Origin of the sequence: Streptomyces sp. NPDC032472, assembly GCF_040636955.1 — a bacterium.
In the GTDB taxonomy this organism is placed as follows: Bacteria; Actinomycetota; Actinomycetes; order Streptomycetales; family Streptomycetaceae; genus Streptomyces.
In genome coordinates this window covers 1-17,907 of record NZ_JBEZVK010000040.1, presented here as the reverse complement: position 1 = coordinate 17,907, position 17,907 = coordinate 1, and the positions used below count along the sequence as shown (strand labels likewise).

17 protein-coding genes are annotated in these 17,907 nt (G+C 74.7%); 10 read left to right on the top strand and 7 right to left on the bottom strand.

Annotation, left to right across the window (positions count from 1 at the left end):
* The first annotated feature begins 13 nt into the window (after positions 1 to 13).
* The 3 genes from AB0F11_RS25085 to AB0F11_RS25075 all read left to right on the top strand — a co-directional run bounded on the left by AB0F11_RS25085 (position 14) and on the right by AB0F11_RS25075 (position 3,200).
* On the top strand, positions 14 to 1,120 hold the full coding sequence (locus tag AB0F11_RS25085; RefSeq protein WP_362177806.1) for an N-acetylmuramoyl-L-alanine amidase: 1,107 nt from the start codon (positions 14 to 16) through the stop codon (positions 1,118 to 1,120).
* A gap of 136 nt (positions 1,121 to 1,256) precedes the next feature.
* A complete protein-coding gene (locus AB0F11_RS25080) occupies positions 1,257 to 2,054 on the top strand; it encodes a DUF5336 domain-containing protein (RefSeq protein WP_362177803.1) in 798 nt (265 codons plus the stop codon).
* A 135-nt stretch (positions 2,055 to 2,189) separates the two neighbouring features.
* Positions 2,190 to 3,200: an LLM class F420-dependent oxidoreductase gene (locus AB0F11_RS25075; protein ID WP_362177800.1), complete on the top strand. Its 1,011-nt coding sequence runs from the start codon at positions 2,190 to 2,192 to the stop codon at positions 3,198 to 3,200.
* A gap of 15 nt (positions 3,201 to 3,215) precedes the next feature.
* On the opposite strand, the gene AB0F11_RS25070 is transcribed toward AB0F11_RS25075, so the two are convergent.
* The 5 genes from AB0F11_RS25070 to AB0F11_RS25050 all read right to left on the bottom strand — a co-directional run bounded on the left by AB0F11_RS25070 (position 3,216) and on the right by AB0F11_RS25050 (position 7,755).
* Positions 3,216 to 3,614: a hypothetical protein gene (locus tag AB0F11_RS25070; protein ID WP_362177797.1), complete on the bottom strand. Its 399-nt coding sequence runs from the start codon at positions 3,612 to 3,614 to the stop codon at positions 3,216 to 3,218.
* Positions 3,615 to 3,679: 65 nt separating this feature from the next.
* The gene (locus AB0F11_RS25065) at positions 3,680 to 4,174 is read right to left on the bottom strand and encodes a hypothetical protein (protein ID WP_362177934.1); all 495 of its coding nucleotides are present in this window, start codon (positions 4,172 to 4,174) and stop codon (positions 3,680 to 3,682) included.
* A gap of 338 nt (positions 4,175 to 4,512) precedes the next feature.
* On the bottom strand, positions 4,513 to 5,604 hold the full coding sequence (locus AB0F11_RS25060; protein ID WP_362177795.1) for a prenyltransferase: 1,092 nt from the start codon (positions 5,602 to 5,604) through the stop codon (positions 4,513 to 4,515).
* Positions 5,601 to 6,335, bottom strand: coding sequence for a class I SAM-dependent methyltransferase (locus AB0F11_RS25055; protein WP_361915312.1), 735 nt, complete (start codon positions 6,333 to 6,335; stop codon positions 5,601 to 5,603). The genes AB0F11_RS25060 and AB0F11_RS25055 overlap by 4 nt, the downstream gene beginning before the upstream one ends.
* A gap of 106 nt (positions 6,336 to 6,441) precedes the next feature.
* Positions 6,442 to 7,755, bottom strand: coding sequence for a glycosyltransferase family 4 protein (locus AB0F11_RS25050; protein ID WP_362177791.1), 1,314 nt, complete (start codon positions 7,753 to 7,755; stop codon positions 6,442 to 6,444).
* Positions 7,756 to 7,971: 216 nt separating this feature from the next.
* On the opposite strand from AB0F11_RS25050, the gene AB0F11_RS25045 reads away from it, so the two are divergent.
* The gene (locus AB0F11_RS25045; protein WP_362177788.1) at positions 7,972 to 8,604 is read left to right on the top strand and encodes a TetR family transcriptional regulator; all 633 of its coding nucleotides are present in this window, start codon (positions 7,972 to 7,974) and stop codon (positions 8,602 to 8,604) included.
* A gap of 58 nt (positions 8,605 to 8,662) precedes the next feature.
* Here the strand turns inward: AB0F11_RS25045 and AB0F11_RS25040 are convergent, their stop codons facing one another.
* Positions 8,663 to 8,896 carry a ferredoxin gene (locus AB0F11_RS25040; protein WP_362177785.1) on the bottom strand — a complete coding sequence of 78 codons (234 nt, stop codon included), beginning with the start codon at positions 8,894 to 8,896 and terminating at the stop codon, positions 8,663 to 8,665.
* A gap of 3 nt (positions 8,897 to 8,899) precedes the next feature.
* Positions 8,900 to 10,363 carry an aldehyde dehydrogenase gene (locus AB0F11_RS25035; RefSeq protein ID WP_362177782.1) on the bottom strand — a complete coding sequence of 488 codons (1,464 nt, stop codon included), beginning with the start codon at positions 10,361 to 10,363 and terminating at the stop codon, positions 8,900 to 8,902.
* Between the two features lie 217 nt (positions 10,364 to 10,580).
* On the opposite strand from AB0F11_RS25035, the gene AB0F11_RS25030 reads away from it, so the two are divergent.
* The 6 genes from AB0F11_RS25030 to AB0F11_RS25005 all read left to right on the top strand — a co-directional run bounded on the left by AB0F11_RS25030 (position 10,581) and on the right by AB0F11_RS25005 (position 17,818).
* Positions 10,581 to 11,657, top strand: a complete 1,077-nt coding sequence (locus AB0F11_RS25030) for an MBL fold metallo-hydrolase (protein ID WP_362177779.1) — start codon at positions 10,581 to 10,583, stop codon at positions 11,655 to 11,657.
* Between the two features lie 342 nt (positions 11,658 to 11,999).
* The gene (locus tag AB0F11_RS25025) at positions 12,000 to 13,250 is read left to right on the top strand and encodes a prenyltransferase/squalene oxidase repeat-containing protein (RefSeq protein WP_362177777.1); all 1,251 of its coding nucleotides are present in this window, start codon (positions 12,000 to 12,002) and stop codon (positions 13,248 to 13,250) included.
* Complete coding sequence (locus AB0F11_RS25020; protein WP_362177774.1) at positions 13,250 to 13,957, top strand: SCO2322 family protein; 708 nt, start codon at positions 13,250 to 13,252, stop codon at positions 13,955 to 13,957. Before AB0F11_RS25025 ends, AB0F11_RS25020 begins: the two co-directional genes overlap by 1 nt.
* Entirely contained in the window at positions 13,954 to 15,105 is a 1,152-nt protein-coding gene (locus tag AB0F11_RS25015) for an energy-coupling factor transporter transmembrane protein EcfT (RefSeq protein ID WP_362177771.1), read from the top strand. The genes AB0F11_RS25020 and AB0F11_RS25015 overlap by 4 nt, the downstream gene beginning before the upstream one ends.
* On the top strand, positions 15,102 to 16,934 hold the full coding sequence (locus AB0F11_RS25010; protein ID WP_362177768.1) for an ATP-binding cassette domain-containing protein: 1,833 nt from the start codon (positions 15,102 to 15,104) through the stop codon (positions 16,932 to 16,934). The genes AB0F11_RS25015 and AB0F11_RS25010 overlap by 4 nt, the downstream gene beginning before the upstream one ends.
* Positions 16,931 to 17,818 (top strand): ECF transporter S component, encoded by an 888-nt coding sequence (locus AB0F11_RS25005; protein WP_362177767.1) that lies wholly within the window; start codon positions 16,931 to 16,933, stop codon positions 17,816 to 17,818. The genes AB0F11_RS25010 and AB0F11_RS25005 overlap by 4 nt, the downstream gene beginning before the upstream one ends.
* Positions 17,819 to 17,907 lie beyond the last annotated feature (89 nt).

Genomic DNA, 17,907 nt, shown 5'->3' with positions numbered 1-17,907 from the left:
CTAGCATCGCGACGTGCCCTACGACGACAGCCCCCCGCCTCCCGAGTCCGCCCCGCCGCCCGGCTCCGGTCGGCCGGCCGACTCCGTCCCGCCGGCCGACTCCGCCCTGCCCGCGGACTCCGCCCGGCTCGCCGACTCCGCAACGCCCGCCGAGACCGCCGCCGCGGCCGGCCCCGACCGCCGGTGGTTCGCGCGCCGCTCCGCCCTCGCCGTCGGGGCGGCCGTCCTCGCCCCGACCTGCCTGGCGGGTTGGGTCCTGGTCCAGGTCAGCACCGGCGCGGGCGCGGACGACGCCCGGCCGCCGCGGATCGTGATGCCGGCGGCGTCCGGCACCGACGCCTCGCTCACCCCGCCCCCGGCCGCCTCCGCGAGCGGGGACCCGGGCGCCGCCCCGGCACCCGCCCCCAGCGGCTCGCCCGGCAGCTCCCCCGACACGGCGGCGCAGAACCAGCTCGCCGGCAAGACCGTCGTCGTCGACCCCGGCCACAACACCGGCAACTTCAACCACACCGCCGAGATCAACAAGAAGGTCGATATCGGCACCAACCTCAAGGAGTGCGACGCCACCGGCACCACCACCAACGCCGGTTACAAAGAAGCGGCGTTCACCCTCGACGTCTCGCGCCGCCTGCGTACCATCCTCCAAGCCCGGGGCCTGAAAGTGGTGTTCACGCACGACGGCGAGCGCGCCTGGGGCCCCTGCATCGACGAGCGAGCCCGCATCGGCAACCAGGCGAACGCCGACGCCGTGGTCTCCGTCCACGCGGACGGCGAATCCGAGGGCAACCGCGGCTACCACGTCATCCTGCCGGCCAAGGTCAAGGGCGGCGCCGCGGACACCGCGGCGATCGTCGGCCCCTCCCGGAGCCTCGGCGAGAAGATCGCCGCGAACTTCGCCCGGACCACCGGCACCTCGCCCGCCAACTACCTTGGCGGCGGTACGGGGTTGGTCGTCCGCGACGATCTGGGTGGCCTCAATCTCTCGACCCGGCCCAAGGTGTTCGTCGAATGCGGCAACATGCGTGACAGCAAGGACGCGGCGCTGCTGACGAATCCGGACTGGCGGCAGAAGGCGGCCCAGGGCATCGCGGACGGCATCGTCGGCTTCCTCGGCGGGTAGTCCCACCGGGACAGCCTGCCGCCCCCGATCCTCTCGGCAGCGGGAAACCTCCGTACCATGGTCCAGCCCGCCCCCGCTCACGGATGCGCGACCGCGGCACCACGAGACGACCGAGACCGAGAAGGACACCTGAGACGTGAATATCCGCTCCCTCACTCGAGGCGACGGCGTGGTGATCGGAGCAGCGGCGTTGCTGTTCATCGCCTCGTTCCTCGATTTCTACTCCGCGACCGGCATCGATGCGCCGAGCGCGTGGGACACCGACGTCTACCGCCTGGCGCTTCCCACGATCTTCCTGCTCGGCTTCATCGCGGCCGGCCTGCTGGTCGGGGGCCGTTTCCTGCCGCAGTCCCGTCAGCTGGCGGGCCTTCCTCTGTCGGCCTGGGGCACCGTGCTCTCGGTCGCGGCGGCCTGGTCCTCGCTGTGGTCCCTGATCACCTGCCCGAGCGGCGCCGACCTGGGCCCCGGCTGCATCATCGCCTTCCTCGCCACCCTGGTGCTGGCCGGTGTCGCCCTCGCCGGCGCGAAGATCCCGGCGCTGGCCGGACCGCTGGTGCCGGAGTCGCGCCCCGCCGCGCCGACGCCGTTCGGCGGGCAGCCGCAGCCCGGCACCGGGTACGGCTACCCGGGCGGCCAGCAGCCGCAGGAGTACGGCGCCACCCCGCAGCCGGCCCCGCCGTACGGCGGCACGCCGAACGCGGGCCCGCAGGACGCGGCGCCCGCCCCGGCGGCGGACTTCACCCCGTTCTGGTTCGCGGTCCCGGTGGCCCGCCCCCTCTACGCCGAGGACGGCTCGCCGAGCCCGATCGCCGAACTCGCCCCGGGCACCTGGTACCTGGCGGTGGACCAGCGCGGTCCGTCGACGCTCATCGCGCAGACCCAGGACGGCCGCCGCGGTGTCCTGAACGACACCTCCGGCATCCAGCGCGGCTGACACGGCGCCCGGACGCAGGCGGCGTACGCACCGCACGCTCCTCGACGGCCCCCCGCCCTTCCGGGCGGGGGGCCGTTGCCCTACAGTCACCTGACGCACCGTCAGATCGAACCACGTGGGCGGAGGGAACCGTACATGCGCCTCGGACTCGCACTCGGCTACTGGGGCCGCGGCCCCGACCCGGCCCACCTCCGCCTCGTCACCGAGGCCGAGGACCTCGGCTACCACTCGGTGTGGACCGCCGAGGCCTGGGGTTCGGACGCCTTCACCCCCCTCACCTGGATCGCCGCGCACACCTCGCGGATCCGCCTCGGCACGGCCATCGCGCAGATGGCCGCCCGCACCCCCACCGCCACCGCCATGCACGCGCTCACCCTCGACCACCTCTCCGGCGGCCGGATGATGCTCGGCCTGGGCCTGTCCGGCCCGCAGGTCGTCGAGGGCTGGTACGGGCGCCCCTTCCCGTCGAGCCCGCTCACCGCGACCCGCGAGTACGTCGACGTCGTCCGCCAGGTGCTGCGCCGCAAGGCGCCCGTCGCCCTCGACGGCCGCTTCCACAGCCACCCGTACCGGGGCGACGGCGCCACCGGCCTGGGCAAGGCGCTGAAGCCCATCACCCACCCGCTGCGCGCCGACCTGCCCGTGCTGCTCGGCGCGGAGGGGCCGAAGAACATCGCCCAGACCACCCGGATCGCGGACGGCTGGCTCCCCCTGTACTGGTCGCCGACCCGCCCCGACGTCCACCGGGCCTCGCTGGCGGACCTCCCCGACGGTTTCGTGATCGCCCCGATGGCCCGTGCGAAGGTCTGCGACGACGTCGCCGAGGGGCTCCTGCCGGTCAAGGCGATGCTCGGGTTCTACATCGGCGGCATGGGCCACGCGGCCCGCAACTTCCACGCCGACCTGATGGCGCGCATGGGCTACGCCGAGGAGGCCCGCCGCATCCAGGAGCTGTTCCTCGCCGGGCGCAAGGAGGAGGCGGTCCTCGCCGTCCCCGACGCCTTCGCGGACGAGATCTCCCTGGTGGGGCCGCCCGAGCGGATCGCCGAACGCCTTGAGCTGTGGCGCGCCGGCCCCGTCACGGACCTGCTGGTCACGGCACCGGACCCGCACACCCTGCGCGTCCTGGCCGAGCTCAACGGCTGACGGCCGGCCTGAGCCTCAGGGCGCCTGCGGGGCCTCGGCCTGCGGCAGGGACCCGAGCAGCTCGCCCAGGTCCGGCGGCATGACGGCGATCTCGATGCTCCCGCCGCCCCCGTACGCACAGGCCACGATCCGCGATCCGGGGTTGATGGACATCCCCTCCCTCACCGAGGGCGCCCGCACCCCGGTCGCCCGGCCGCCGGTGAGGTCCACCGGCTCGCCGCGGCGGGGCACCCACTGCGCCCCGCCGGGGCCGGCCAACACCCGGCCGACGCGCCAGCGACCCTGGCCGGCCGGGGTTCGCGCCATGCACGGGATACCGGCGGCGGGACCGGCTGCCACCCGCCGCAGGTGCGCGCGGCGGAGCAGCCAGCCGGCTCCGGCGGCCCCGGCGAGGATGGCGGCGAGCTCGATCATCCGGTCATTGAACCAGGCAGAACGGAACGAACGGACCGAAGGGACCGCGCGGACCGCCGGCCGGGCTATCCGCCGCTCAGCTCGGAGACGCTGGGGACCTTGTCGGTCACGGGGGCGCCGGCGCTCTTGCCGGCGTCCTTGACGCCGCCGATGACGTTCTCGAAGGAGCTGATGTCGGCGTCGCCGGCGTCGCCCTTGCGCAGTTTGGTGCCCAGCCCCTTGAGGGACTCGATGCCCGCCGTCAGCGGGGCCAGCGCCTTCGACAGCAGCGGATCGCCCTTGGCGTTCTGCAGGGCCGCCTTCAGCCGGTTGTACGCGAAGGCGCCCGCGAGGCCCGCCTTGATCAGCGCGAAGGTGCGGCCGCTTGCGCCCTTCTGGAACTTGCCCGCGCGGTACGGCTTGATGATCCACTGGTACGTCGCCCCGGCCGCGAGTCCGGCGTTGGCGACGAAGCGCGTCTTGGCGAACTTCTGGCGCTCCTGCGTGGTGGTCGGTGTGGGCTCCGCCTCGACGGCGGCCGCGAGCTGCGCGACCTCCGCCTGCGCGGCCTGCGCCTGCACGGCTTCGATCTGCTCGGCCCGGGCCTGCTCCTGCGCGGCTGCGAGGGCGGACAGCGGGGTGGCGGCGCCCGCGACCCGGGCGCCGCCACCGCCGCCGCATCCGGCGGCCCCGGCGAGCAGTGCGGTGGACAGGAGCAGCGCGGTCACGCCGCGGCGGACGCGCAGGTTTCCGGTTCGGGACACGGTGGCCTCCGGGGGAGTCGAGGTGTCCCCCGCAGCGTCACCCGGGGGACAGGGCCCCGCCACCCGAGCCACCCGTTCGGGCCGCCCGGGTGGCGGGGCGCCCGCCCCGCCCGCATCATCCGCTCACGCGCTCAGGAGCTCGCGGGCAGTTTCACTCACGCGCCGTGGCGGCAGCAGTCCGGCTCCAGGCCCGAGGGCAGTTCGAGCCCGCCGAACACGGCCGTGGTGGCCTCGTCCCCGCCGAGCGCGGCGACGGCCAGCAGCAGCGACCCGGCCGTCCAGGTGGTCTGCTCGACGGGCCAGACCGCCTCGTCCTCGAAGACGTACCCCGTCCAGTACATGCCGTTGTCGGCGCGCAAGTGGGTGATCGAGCGCAGGATCTCCAGGGCCCGGTCCGACTCGCCCATCGCCCACAGGGTGAGGGCGAGTTCGCAGGACTCGCCGCCGGTCACCCACGGATTCGGCAGCACGCACCGGACACCGAGGCCGGGGACGACGAACTCGTCCCACCGCTCCTCGATCCGGGTCTTCGCGTCCCCGCCCGTGAGCGCCCCGCCGAGCACCGGGTAGTACCAGTCCATCGAGTACCGGGACTTGTCCAGGAACCGCTCCGGGTGCCGGCGTATCGCGTGGCCCAGCGCGCCCGCCGCCAGCTCCCAGTCCGGCTGCGGGTCCTCGCGGTGGTCGGCGATGGCCAGCGCGCAGCGCAGGGCCTGGTGGATGGAGGAGGAGCCGGTCAGCAGGGCGTCCGTGACGGGGGTCCCGTCGGCCTCGCGCTTCCAGCCGATCTCGCCGCCCGGCTGCTGCAGGTCGAGGACGAACTGCACGGCCGCGTACACGGCGGGCCACATCCGGTCCAGGAACGGGTCGTCGCCGGTGGCCAGGTAGTGGTGCCAGACGCCGACGGCGATGTACGCGACGAAGTTGCTCTCCCGGCTCGCGTCCTGCGGCTCGGCGGTGTCCACGCCGTCGGGCCGGTCGGCGTACGCCGCGTACCAGGAGCCGTCGGCGTTCTGGTGCCGGGCGAGCCACTCGTAGGCGCGGCGGGCGGCCTCGTGCTCGCCCGCGGCGTCGAGGGCCATCGCGGCCTCGGTGTGGTCCCAGGGGTCGAGGTGGTGTCCGCGGAACCACGGTATGGCCCCGTCGGAGCGCTGTGCGGCGAGGATGCCGGCCACCGTGTCGGCGGCCTGCGCGGCCGTCAGCACACCCTCCAGGGCCAGGCGTTCGGTGCGCCCGGTGGAGCTCACTGGGCCGCGCCGACGGGCAGGTGCGGCTTGGTCGCGTACACCACGAAGCTCTTGCCGATGACCGGATTGAGCGCCTGCTCCATCAGCCGCGTGGCGAGCGGCTTCTTCATGATGTCCCAGACCAGCAGCTTGTGGTACGCGCGCACCGGCAGTGCCTTGTCGTTGTCGACGCCGAAGGCGCACTTGAGCCACCAGTACGGCGAGTGCAGCCCGTGGGCGTGGTGGGTGCCGTACGGCTTGAGGCCCGCAGCCTGCATCTTGCCCAGCAGCTCGTCGGCCTTGTAGATGCGGATGTGGCCGCCCTCGACCTCGTGGTAGGCGTCGCTCAGCGCCCAGCAGACCTTCTCCGGGCCGTAGCGCGGCACGGTGACGGCGATGCGGCCGCCCGGCTTCAGCACGCGGACCATCTCGGCGAGCACGCCCTTGTCGTCGGGGATGTGCTCCATGACCTCGGAGATGATGACGACGTCGAAGGACTCGTCGGGGAAGGGCAGCGCGAGCGCGTCGCCCTCCATCGCGGTGGCGGTGGCGCCGGCCGGGGCCTCGCCGGCCTCCTTCATGGCGGCGAACCACTTGGCGACCTCGCGGATCTCCTCGCCGTTGCGGTCGACCGCCACGACCTGGGCGCCGCGCCGGTAGCACTCGAAGGCGTGCCGGCCTGCGCCGCAGCCCAGATCGAGCACGCGGTCGCCTGCGGCGAGCGGGAACCGGGAGAAATCGACGGTCAGCACGGGATCCTGCCTTCGCAGTCGCGGGGGTGGGGACGGGACATCAACGGGGACGTACGGGGGGCGTACGGGGGCGGGGTCGGTACGGGCTTGCGGGCGGTCCGGGAGGTCACCCGGCTCGGCGGCTGCGGCGGGCCTGCTCGATGGCGGCCCGGTAGTGCGCGGCGGTGCCCTCGGCGGCCTTGGCCCAGGTGAAGCGGGACAGCACGCGCTCGCGCCCGGCGGCGCCGAGGCGGGCCCGCAGCTGCGGGTCGTCCAGGAGCCGGCCCAGGGCGGCGGCCAGCGCGCCCGCGTCCCCGGGCGGCACCGCGAGGCAGGTCTCGCCGTCGGGTCCGGCGACCTCGGGGATGGCACCGCCGGTGGTGGCGACGAGGGGGGTGCCGGTGGCCATGGCCTCGGCGGCGGGCAGCGAGAAGCCCTCGTACAGGGAGGGCACGCAGGCGATCTGTGCGCTGCGCACCAGGTCGACGAGTTCGGCGTCGGTGATGCCCTTGACGAAGCGGACCGCGTCCCGGAGCCCGTACGACTCGATCGCCTTGGCCACCGGGCCCTCCTCGGCGCGCTTGCCGACGACGACCAGGTGGGCGTCGGGCTGCTCGGTGCGCAGCTTGGCGAGCGCCTCGACGAGGTGGACGAGCCCCTTCAGCGGGACGTCTGCGCTGGAGGTGGTCACGATCCGCCCGGGCACCTCGGCCACCGACGGGTCGGGCGACCACAGCTCGGTGTCGGCGCCGATGTGGACGACGTGGATGCGCTCGCCCTGCACGCCCAGGTGCTCGGCGATCTCCTGCTTGGAGGACCCGGACACGGTCAGGACGGACGGCAGCCGCCGGGCGACCCGGCCCTGCATGCGCGTGAAGGCGTACCAGCGCCGCACGGAGGCCCGCTTCTTGCGGTCCTTGGCGGCGTCCAGTTCGAGCTGCCGGTCGACGGTGATGGGGTGGTGGATGGTGGTGACCAGCGGCGCGCCGAGGTCGGCCAGGAGCCCGTAGCCGAGGGTCTGGTTGTCGTGGATGACGTCGAAGTCGCCGGCGCGGGCGGCCAGGTGGCGCCGGGCCCGCAGCGAGAAGGTGAGCGGCTCGGGGAAGCCGCCGGTCCACATGGTGGCGACCTCGAGGGCGTCGATCCAGTCCCGGTACTCCTCGCGCTTCGGCGTGCGGAACGGGTCGGGCTGGCGGTAGAGGTCGAGGCTCGGCAGTTCGGTGAGGGTGGCTCCGGTGTCGAGCACCGGGTACGGCTGCGCGCCGATCACCTCGACGGAGTGCCCGAGCGCGACGAGCTCGCGGGAGAGGTGCCGTACGTAGACGCCCTGGCCCCCGCAGAACGGGTTCCCCTTGTAGGTGAGGAGCGCAATGCGCAACGGCCGGTCACCATCCGTCACGGACCCTGCGAAAGGGCTCGTCACCATGGCCTCAGCGGTCACTCTCGGCCCCCTTCTCCCTGCAACGTTCGCCGGAGCGTAACCGCTCGGATAATGTAGAACAAGTTTCAGACTTGATCCGTCAGGCCATTGAATCTACCGGCCGGAAACCACACCGTAAGAGGCGGAGCAGGTGATTCGCGCCACGGACGGAGCGCCTGCCATGCTGGGCCCGCACCAGCCCGGAAACAGCAGCGGCCACACCACGGAACGGGGCACATGACAGCGGAAGCGAAGGCCGTCGGCACATCGGCATCCTCTCCCCTGACGGAGCGCCAGGAGGCGCGGCGCCGCCGGATCCTGCACGCCAGCGCACAGCTGGCCGGCCGCGGCGGCTTCGACGCCGTCCAGATGCGGGAGGTCGCCGAGGCGGCCGGTGTCGCCCTCGGCACCCTGTACCGCTATTTCCCCTCCAAGGTGCACCTGCTCGTCGCGACGATGCAGGACCAGCTCCAGCACATGCACACGACGCTGCGCAAGCGGCCCCCGGCCTCCGAGGACCCGGCGGCCCGCGTCGCGGAGACCCTGATGCGCGCCTTCCGCGCCCTGCAGCGCGAGCCGCACCTCGCCGATGCGATGGTGCGCGCCCTGACCTTCGCGGACCGCAGCGTGAGCCCCGAGGTGGACACGGTCTCCCGGCTGACGACGGCGATCATCCTGGACGCGATGGGCCTGACGGCCCCGCCGACGGCGGAGCAGCTGTCGGCGGTGCGGGTCATCGAGCACACCTGGCACTCGGCGCTGATCACCTGGCTGTCGGGCCGCGCCTCGATCGCCCAGGTCAAGATCGACATCGAGACGGTGTGCCGGCTGATCGACCTGACGGCCACGCCGTCTCCGGAAAAGGCCTGATCCCGCCGCTGCCGACGCTGCCCCGCCCCGCCTCGGCAGGGCCGGGCAGCGGCCGGCGCTACTCCTCCGGCGGGAACACCGCCTCCCCGGTGCCCGCCAGCGTGATCATGATGGCCTCCACCGGGCAGCCCTCCGCCGCCGTGAGGACCGGCTCGTTCGCGTCCGTCTGCGGCTCCCGCGGGTGCGACTGGCGCGCCGAGTCCAGGACGAACCCCTCCGGCGCGTGGTTCACGCACATCCCGGAGCCGATGCAGACCCCCCGGTCCACCTCCACCTGCCACCGGTCGCCCATGGCTCAGGCACCCGCCCCGTACCCGGCCGGCAGGTGGATCATCTTGTGCTCCAGGTACTCGCCCAGCCCCTCGGGCCCGAACTCGCGCCCCAGGCCGCTGTTCTTGTAGCCGCCGAACGGCCCCAGCATGTCCAGGCTGAAGGTGTTCACGTTGAAGGTGCCGGTCCGCACCTGCCGGGCGAAGTCGATGCCGTGCTCCACGTCCGCCGTCCAGACGCTCCCGCTCAGCCCGAACTCGGAGTCGTTCGCGATCCGCAGCGCCTCCTCCTCGTCCCCGTACGGGATCAGGCACACCACCGGGCCGAAGATCTCCTCGCGCGCGATCCGCATCCCGTTGTCCACGTCGCCGAAGAGCGTCGGCTCCACGTACCAGCCGCGCTCCGGTGCGGCCGGGCGGCCGCCGCCCGCCAGGACCTTCGCGCCCTCCTCCTGCCCGATCCGGATGTAGTCCAGCGACCGCTGCTGCTGCCGCTTCGCCACCAACGGGCCGAGCTGGGTCGCCGGGTCGAGCGGGTCGCCGACCACGAGCGCCCCGGCCGCGGCCGCGAGCGCCTCGGCCACCTCGCCGTAGCGGCTGCGCGGCGCGAGGATGCGGGTCTGCGCCACGCACGCCTGGCCGTTGTTCATCCAGGCGGCCGGGACGATTCCGGCGACGGAGGCCTCCAGGTCGGCGTCGGGCAGCACGACGGCGGCGGACTTGCCTCCGAGTTCGAGGGTGACCCGGGTCAGGTTCCGCGCGGCCACCTCCATCACGCGCCGGCCGGCCGCGACCGAGCCGGTGAAGGCGACCTTGTCGACGCCGGGATGGCCGACCAGGTACTCGCTCACCTCGCGGTCGGCGGGCAGGACGGACAGCACGCCCTCGGGCAGCCCGGCCTCCCGGGCGATGTCGGCGAGGATGTACGAGTCCAGCGGCGACTCGGGGGACGGCTTCAGGATGACCGCGGACCCGGTGAGCAGCGCGGGCGCGAGCTTCGCGGCGGCCACGAACTGCGGCACGTTCCACGGGATGACGGCCGCGACCACGCCCACCGGCTCCCGCCGCACCAGGATGGGGCCGAGCACGCCCTGGCGGTGCTCCTCGTACGGATAGGCGCGCGCGACCTGGATCGCGGCGTCGTAGACCATCATCGGGCCGAGGGCCTGGGCGAGGATGCTCCAGGAGTAGGGGGAGCCGTTCTGCGAGCTGATCGAGCGGGCGATCTCCTCGTGCCGGACGGCGATCGCGTCCTTGATCCGGGTGACGACCGCGATCCGCTCGTCCAGGGACATCCGGGGCCAGGGGCCCGCGCCGAAGGCCCGGCGGGCGGCGGCGACGGCGCGGTCCACGTCGGCGCGCGAGGCGTGCGGGACGCTGCCGATGACCTGCTCGGTATGGGGCGAGACGATCTCGATGGTGTCGGTGCCCAGCGGATCCGTCCACTCCCCGCCGATGAACAGCTGTCCGTGATCCACGCGCTCGGTCATGGCTGATGCCTCCTGCGGCTCGGCTTTCCGGAACTGATACCAGTTCTAGTTCCAGGAGTCCACGGCCGGGACGGAACACTCGGAAGATCCAACGACTAGCCAGAAGGTCCGGGAAATGGTCGACTTGGGCTACCACTGGAACATGTTCTCGCTGACGGCCGCACGCAGCTGACGCGGACAGCAGACAGGCGGACCGTCGCAGGAGACAGGAGTCCCCATGCCACAGGACACCCCCGACGCGGTACGGCCGCCCGCACCCGAGGTCACCGACCACGGCGGCGGCGTCCGGGGCATCAAGGTCCCCATCCCGGACAACCCCCTCGGCCACACCCTCGTCCACGTCCTCGCCACCGACCGCGGCCCCGTCCTCATCGACACCGGCTGGGACGACCCGCAGTCCTGGGACGCCCTCACGGCCGGCCTGTCGGCCCTCGGCACCGCGGTCGGCGAGGTCCACGGCGTGGTCATCACCCACCACCACCCCGACCACCACGGCCTGTCCGGCAAGGTCCGCGAGGCCTCCGGCGCCTGGATCGCCATGCACGCCGCCGACACCGAGGTCGTGCTGCGCACCCGCTCCGCCGAGCCCGCCGTCTGGCTCGACTACATGAGCGGCAAGCTCGCCGCCGCCGGCGCCCCCGAGGAGCACATCGCCCCGCTGCGGGCGGCCCGGGCCGGCGGCCGGATGCGGACCCTGCCGGGCCTGCGCGCCGCCGTCCCCGACCGCGAGATCGTCCCCGGGGAGCTGCTGCCGCTGGCCGGCCGCAGGCTCCGCGCGGTGTGGACCCCCGGCCACACTCCCGGCCACGTCTGCCTCCACCTGGAGGAGCGGCACCCGGCGAACCTCCCGGGCAACGGCCGCCTCTTCTCCGGGGACCACCTCCTGCCCGGTATCTCCCCGCACATCGGCCTGTACGAGGATCCCGAGGACACCCGCGCCGCCGACCCCCTCGGCGACTACCTCGACTCCCTCGAACGCATCGGCCGCCTGGAGCCGGCGGAGGTGCTCCCGGCCCACCAGCACGCCTTCACCGACGCCCCGGCCCGGGTCCGCGCGCTGCTGCTCCACCACGAGGAGCGGCTGGCCGGGCTGCGGGAGCTGCTGGCCGCCGAGCCGCTGACGCCGTGGGGGCTGGCGGAGCGGATGCAGTGGAACCGGCCCTGGGAGCAGATCCCGTACGGCTCCCGCAACATCGCCGTCTCGGAGGCGGAGGCGCATCTGCGGCGCCTGGTGAAGCAGGGCCGGGCCGAGCCGGTACCGGGCAGCGACCCGGTCGCGTACCGGGCGGTGTGACGGCGGTACGGGGCGCTGGGCGGCGGCGGTACGGGGCGCTGGCGGCGGGGGTAAGGGGCGCAGGGCGGCGGCGCCACCCGGCCGCCGCGTACCGGCCGGTACAGTGTGGGCCGTCGTCCACCCTTCCGTACGGGGGGAAGCCGGTGCGATTCCGGCGCTGACCCGCAACCGTGTCCCGCCCGGCCCCGCCGGGCGCCAGCCGGATCGCCCCGTACCGGCAAAGGGCGCAGCTCGTGCCGCCGGGAGCCCCCGGCGGCCGGCACCGTCGAGGTCAACGGAGCCGGAGCCCGGTGCCAGCGCGCGCCTGCCTCCTGCTCCCCAGCAGGAGAGGCAACCGCCCCCATGAACGTCCGCCGCAGCGCCGCCGCGCTCGCCGCCTCCGCCGTGCTCTGCGTCGGCGCCGCCCCCGCGGCCCTCGCCGCGCCTTCCCCCGCCGCCTCGACGCCGCCCGTGACCCCGTCCGGGCTGTACGGCAAGAAGGACCCGACGTACGACGGCGTGTGGCGGCAGTCGGTCGCCCTGCTCGCCCAGCGCACGGTCGGCGTTCAGCCCGCCAAGGAGGCCGTCGGCTGGCTGACCGGGCAGAGCTGCGCGAACGGCGCCTTCGCCTCCTTCCGTGCGGACGCGGGCGCGGCCTGCGACGCGACGACGATGCTCGACACGAACGCCACCGCGATGGCCGTGCAGGCCCTGAAGGCCGTGGGCGGCCAGGACGCCGCGGTGAAGAAGAGCGTGGACTGGCTGAAGTCCGTGCAGAACGAGGACGGTGGCTGGTCCTTCGTCCCCGGCTCCCCCAGCGACGCCAACTCCACGGCCGTGGTGATCAGCGCGCTGGCGGTGGCCGGCGAGAAGCCGGCCGAGGTGAAGTCGAAGGCCGGCAAGTCCGCGTACGAGGGCCTGCTCGCCTTCCAGCTGGGCTGCACCGCCGAGCCGGCCGCCGACCGGGGCGCGTTCGCGTACCAGCCGACCGACGGCAAGCTGGCCGCCAACGGCGACGCGACGGCCGCGGCGGTCCTGGCCGGGCTGGGCAAGGGCGCGGTCGCCGCCCCCGGCGGCGCGGACACCCCCGCGGCCGCACCGGGCTGCGCCGCGACGGCGGGCGACCCTGCGGCCGCCGCCCAGGCCGCGGCCGGCCACCTGGCGGAGGCGCTGAAGAAGGACGGCCACCTCATGGCCGTCACCCCGGGTGCGGACCAGCCGACCGCGGACACCGGCAACACCGCCGACGCGGTGATCGCCCTGGCCACGGCCGGGCACCGGCAGTCGGCGGCGGGCGCCCTGGAGTGGCTGAAGGCCAACTCGGCCGAGTGGGCCAAGGGCAGCCCGGCGGCGCTCGGCACGCTGGTCCTGGCCGCGCACGCCACGGGCACCGACCCGAAGGCGTTCGGCGGCACGGACCTGGTCGCGGCCCTGAACGCGACCGGGCCCGCCCCGCAGGCGGCCGAGGCGAAGGCCGACTCCGCGAACGAGAAGGACGAGAAGAAGGAAGACAAGGACGACCAGGACATCTGGTGGATGCTCGGCGCGGGCGCGGCGGCCGGCATGGGCATCGGCTTCCTGCTGAGCGGACGCCGCAAGAAGAACCAGCTGTGATGCGCCGCGGTCCGGCCTCGGCGGCACTCGTCGCCGGCCTCCTGCTGACCCTGCTCGCCGCCTTCCCGGCGGCGGCGGCCGGCTACCGGTACTGGTCGTTCTGGGACGGTGCGGGCGGCCAGTGGGCGTACGCCACCCAGGGCCCCTCGACCGCCCGCCCGGCCGACGGCTCCGTGCAGGGGTTCCGCTTCGCGGTCAGCAAGGACGCGGCGGCCGAGGCCGCCCGGCCGAGGGCGGCGGCCGACTTCGAGGCCGTCTGCTCCGCCACCCCGGCGGTGCCGGGCCGCAAGCGGATCGCCGTCGTGGTCGACTTCGGCGTCCCGGCGGACGCCCCGGCGGGCGACGCCCCGCCGCAGGAAGCCCCGCGTACGGCCTGTGCCCAGGTGGCGCCGGACGCCACGGCCGCGGAGGCCCTGGCGGAGGTGGCCAAGCCGCTGCGGTACAACAGCGCGGCCCTGCTGTGCGCGATCTCGGGCTACCCGAAGCAGGGCTGCGGCGAGCAGATCACGGACGGCGGATCCGCTTCCGCGGCCGCCTCTGCGCCCGCATCCGCGCCCGCATCCGGGTCGGCTGAGGACGAGAAGTCCGCTGAGGACAAGAAAGATGGAGACAGCGGGACCGACTGGACGGGGGCCCTGGTCGGCCTGGCCGTCCTCGCGGGCGTCGGGGCGGCCATCGTCTGGCAGTCCCGCCGCCGCTCCCGATGACGCCCGCCCCCGCCACCACGCCGGGTGCGGCGCATCCGCGCCCGCAGCGCCGGTACGCCGCACCGCAGGCCCGGCGGGGCAATGCGGTGCACGCCGGGGCGTGGTGGCTGTGGGCGCTCGGGCTGGCCACCGCCGCCTCCCGGACCACCAACCCCCTCCTCCTCGCGCTGATCGTCGCCGTCGCGGGCTACGTCGTCACCGCGCGCCGGACCACCGCCCCGTGGGCCCGTTCGTACGGGGCGTTCCTGAAGCTGGGCCTCTTCGTCATCGGCCTGCGGCTGCTGTTCTCCGTGCTTCTGGGCTCCCCGATCCCCGGCTCGCACGTCCTGTTCGCCCTCCCGGAGGTCCCGCTGCCCGCCTGGGCGCAGGGCATCCGCCTCGGCGGCCGCGTCACCGCCGAGCAACTCGTCTTCGCCTTCTACGACGGGGCCAAGCTGGCCGCGCTGCTGGTGTGCGTCGGCGCCGCCAACGCCCTCGCCAACCCGGCCCGGCTGCTGAAGTCGCTCCCGGCCGCGCTCTACGAGGCCGGTGTGGCCGTGGTCGTCGCGATGACGTTCGCCCCGAACATGGTCGCGGACGTGGCTCGGCTGCGGACCGCCCGCCGGCTGCGCGGTCGCCCCACCGGCGGGGTGAAGGCGATCCTCCAGATCGGCCTGCCGGTCCTGGAGGGCGCCCTCGAACGCTCCGTGGCCGTCGCCGCCTCGATGGACGCGCGCGGCTACGGCCGTACGGCGCAGGTCCCGCCGGCCGTGCGGCACACCACCAACGCCCTCACCCTCGGCGGCCTGCTCGGCTGTTGCGCCGGCACGTACGGGCTGCTCGCCGCCGAGGGGGCCGCGTACGGCCTGCCCGTGCTGCTCATCGGGCTCGCCCTGGCCCTCGCGGGCCTGCGACTCGGTGGGCGGCGCAGCGTCCGGACCCGGTACCGGCCCGATCGCTGGGGGGTGCGCGCCTGGCTGGTCGCCGGCTCGGGCGCGGTCGTCGCCGCCGCGCTGGTCTACGCCTCCGGCGCCGATCCGGAGGCCCTGCGGCCCGGGGTCGTGCCGCTCGTACCGCCGGCGTTCCCGCCGGGGGCGGCGGCGGCCGTCCTCGTCGGCCTGCTCCCCGCCTTCGTGGCACCCGTACCGACCGAGGAGTCCCCGCAGTGATCCGCTTCGAGCAGATGTCGGTCACGTACGCCGGTGCCGGCCGGCCCGCGCTGCACGGCGTCGACCTGGTCGTCCCCGAGGGGGAGCTCACGCTGCTGGTCGGCCCGTCGGGCGTGGGCAAGTCCACGCTGCTCGGGACGGTGTCCGGGCTGGTCCCGCACTTCACGGGCGGCACCCTGCACGGCCGGGTCACGGTCGCGGGCCGCGACACCCGCACCCACCGGCCCCGCGAGCTCGCCGACGTCGTCGGGACGGTGGGCCAGGACCCCGTCGCCCACTTCGTGACGGACGTCGTGGAGGACGAGCTGGCGTTCGGGATGGAGTCCCTGGGCCTCGCCCCCGCCGTGATGCGCCGCCGCGTGGAGGAGACCCTGGACCTGCTGGGCCTGAACGGGCTGCGCGACCGGCCCCTCGCCTCCCTGTCGGGCGGCCAGCAGCAGCGGGTGGCCATCGGCTCGGTCCTGACCACGCATCCCAAGGTGCTGGTCCTGGACGAGCCGACCTCCGCACTGGACCCGGCGGCCGCCGAGGAGGTCCTCGCGGTGCTCCAGCGCCTGGTCCACGACCTGGGGACCACCGTGCTGATGGCGGAGCACCGGTTGGAGCGGGTGGTCCAGTACGCCGACCGGGTGCTGCTGCTGCCGGCGCCGGGCTCGCCCGCGGTCCTGGGTTCCCCGGCCGAGGTCATGTCCCTGTCGCCGGTCCATCCCCCGGTGGTCTCCCTGGGCCGGCTCGCGGGCTGGTCCCCCCTTCCGCTCTCGGTGCGCGACGCCCGCCGCCTGGCCCCGCCGCTCCGTACCCGCCTGGCCGGGGCCTGCGCGGAACCGACGGTCCCCGCGCAGGGCCGGGCCGGGATCCCGAACGGCGGCTCCGGCCCTGCAGCCCCCGCCGCGGGCCCGCCGGCCGGCGCGGTCCCCGGCCCGGCATCCGGCTCCGGGCAGGTGCCGGCCGCCGGGCCGCCCGCAGACCCTGCCCGGCGCGGGCTGCTGGCGCGGCTGCTACGGCGGACCGGGCCGGCGGTCCGCGGCGGCGGCTCCGCCGCACCGGCCGACGCCGTCGGCGGTCCGGTGGCGCTGGTCCGCGGCCTGTCGGTGCGGCGCGGCCGCGTCGAGGTGCTGCACGGCATCGACCTGACGGTGGCGGCCGGCGAGACCGTCGCGCTGATGGGCCGCAACGGCGCCGGCAAGTCCACCCTGCTCGCCTCCCTCGTCGGCACGCTCGCCCCCACCGCCGGCGAGGTCTGCGTCGGCGGCCGGGCCCCGCACCGCACCCCGCCGCAGGAGATGGTGCGCCGCGTCGGCCTCGTCCCGCAGGAGCCGCGCGACCTGCTGTACGCGGACACGGTCGCCGCCGAGTGCGCGGCGGCCGACGCCGATGCCGGGGCGGAGCCGGGCAGCTGCCGGACCCTGGTCTCGACGCTGCTGCCCGAGGTGGCCGACGGCACCCACCCGCGCGACCTCTCCGAGGGGCAGCGCCTGGCCCTCGCCCTGGCGCTGGTGCTCACCGGCCGGCCGGGCCTGCTGCTGCTCGACGAGCCGACGCGCGGCCTGGACTACGCGGCCAAGGCCCGGCTGATCGAGGTGCTGCGCGCGCTGGCCGCCGAGGGGCATGCGATCGTCCTGGCCACGCACGACGTGGAGCTGGCCGCGGAACTGGCGCACCGGGTCGTCATCCTGGCGGGCGGGGAGGTCGTCGCGGACGGCCCGACCGCCGAGGTCGTGGTGTCCTCGCCGGCCTTCGCCCCGCAGGTGGCCAAGGTCCTGGCGCCGGACCACTGGCTCACCGTGTCCCAGGTCGCCCGCGCGCTGCGGCCGGCGGCCTCGTCATGAGCCGCGCGTCGGGCCGCCCGCTGCGGATCGGTCCGCGAGCCGCGGCCGCCATGGTCCTCGTCACCCTCATCGGCATCGCCGCGTTCGGCTGGCCGCTGCTGGCCGACCGGCAGTCCGGGCTCGCCCACTCCCAGGACGCCCCCTGGCTCTTCGCGGCCCTGCTGCCGCTGCTGGTGGCCGTCGTCGTCGCGACCATCGCCGACCAGGGCATGGACGCCAAGGCGGTGGCGATGCTCGGCGTGCTCGCCGCGGTCGGGGCGGCCTTGCGGCCACTGGGCGCGGGGACGGCCGGCCTGGAGCCGATGTTCTTCCTGATGGTGCTCAGCGGCCGCGTCCTCGGGCCGGGCTTCGGCTTCGTCCTCGGCTCGGTCACGATGTTCGCCTCCGCCCTGCTGACGGGCGGGGTCGGGCCGTGGATGCCGTTCCAGATGCTGGCCCTGGGCTGGTTCGCACTGGGCGCCGGGCTGCTGCCCGGCCCGGAGCGGATCCGGGGGCGGGCGGAGCTGCTGATGCTGGCGGCGTACGGGTGCGCGGGCTCGTTCGCGTACGGGACGGTCATGAACCTCCAGGGCTGGGTGCTGCTCCAGGGCATGGGGCAGGGCGTCTCCTTCCATCCCGGGGACCCGGTCGGGGCCAACTTGGCGCGGTTCGCCGCGTACTGCCTGGCGACCTCGCTGGGCTGGGACCTGGGCCGGGCCGTGCTGACGGTGGTCCTGACCCTCGCGCTCGGCGGCACGCTGCTCAAGGCGCTGCGCCGGGCGACGCGGAAAGCGGCGTTCGACGCCCCGGTTTCCTTCGATTCGGGGGTCGGAAGTGGCCTGGGACACAGCCCGAAAAGGGTACAAGCGGGCACGGAAGGTGACATTCGGGCCCCTGGCCGGTGAGGCGGCCCACAGGGCGTACGTCACATTCGCGCCCGGATAGTAGGTCCCCGGGTCGCCGGGAAACCCCCTCTCACCTGCCCGGAGGGCTT

Excerpts from the sequence above, each read along its gene's own strand:
- AB0F11_RS25005 (WP_362177767.1), top strand. The coding sequence starts at position 16,931 with ATGAGCCGCGCGTCGGGCCGCCCGCTGCGGATCGGTCCGCGAGCCGCG.
- AB0F11_RS25045 (WP_362177788.1), top strand. The coding sequence starts at position 7,972 with ATGACAGCGGAAGCGAAGGCCGTCGGCACATCGGCATCCTCTCCCCTG.
- AB0F11_RS25070 (WP_362177797.1), bottom strand. The coding sequence starts at position 3,614 with ATGATCGAGCTCGCCGCCATCCTCGCCGGGGCCGCCGGAGCCGGCTGG.
- AB0F11_RS25035 (WP_362177782.1), bottom strand. The coding sequence starts at position 10,363 with ATGACCGAGCGCGTGGATCACGGACAGCTGTTCATCGGCGGGGAGTGG.
- AB0F11_RS25020 (WP_362177774.1), top strand. The coding sequence starts at position 13,250 with ATGCGCCGCGGTCCGGCCTCGGCGGCACTCGTCGCCGGCCTCCTGCTG.
- AB0F11_RS25015 (WP_362177771.1), top strand. The coding sequence starts at position 13,954 with ATGACGCCCGCCCCCGCCACCACGCCGGGTGCGGCGCATCCGCGCCCG.
- AB0F11_RS25030 (WP_362177779.1), top strand. The coding sequence starts at position 10,581 with ATGCCACAGGACACCCCCGACGCGGTACGGCCGCCCGCACCCGAGGTC.
- AB0F11_RS25025 (WP_362177777.1), top strand. The coding sequence starts at position 12,000 with ATGAACGTCCGCCGCAGCGCCGCCGCGCTCGCCGCCTCCGCCGTGCTC.
- AB0F11_RS25040 (WP_362177785.1), bottom strand. The coding sequence starts at position 8,896 with ATGGGCGACCGGTGGCAGGTGGAGGTGGACCGGGGGGTCTGCATCGGC.
- AB0F11_RS25075 (WP_362177800.1), top strand. The coding sequence starts at position 2,190 with ATGCGCCTCGGACTCGCACTCGGCTACTGGGGCCGCGGCCCCGACCCG.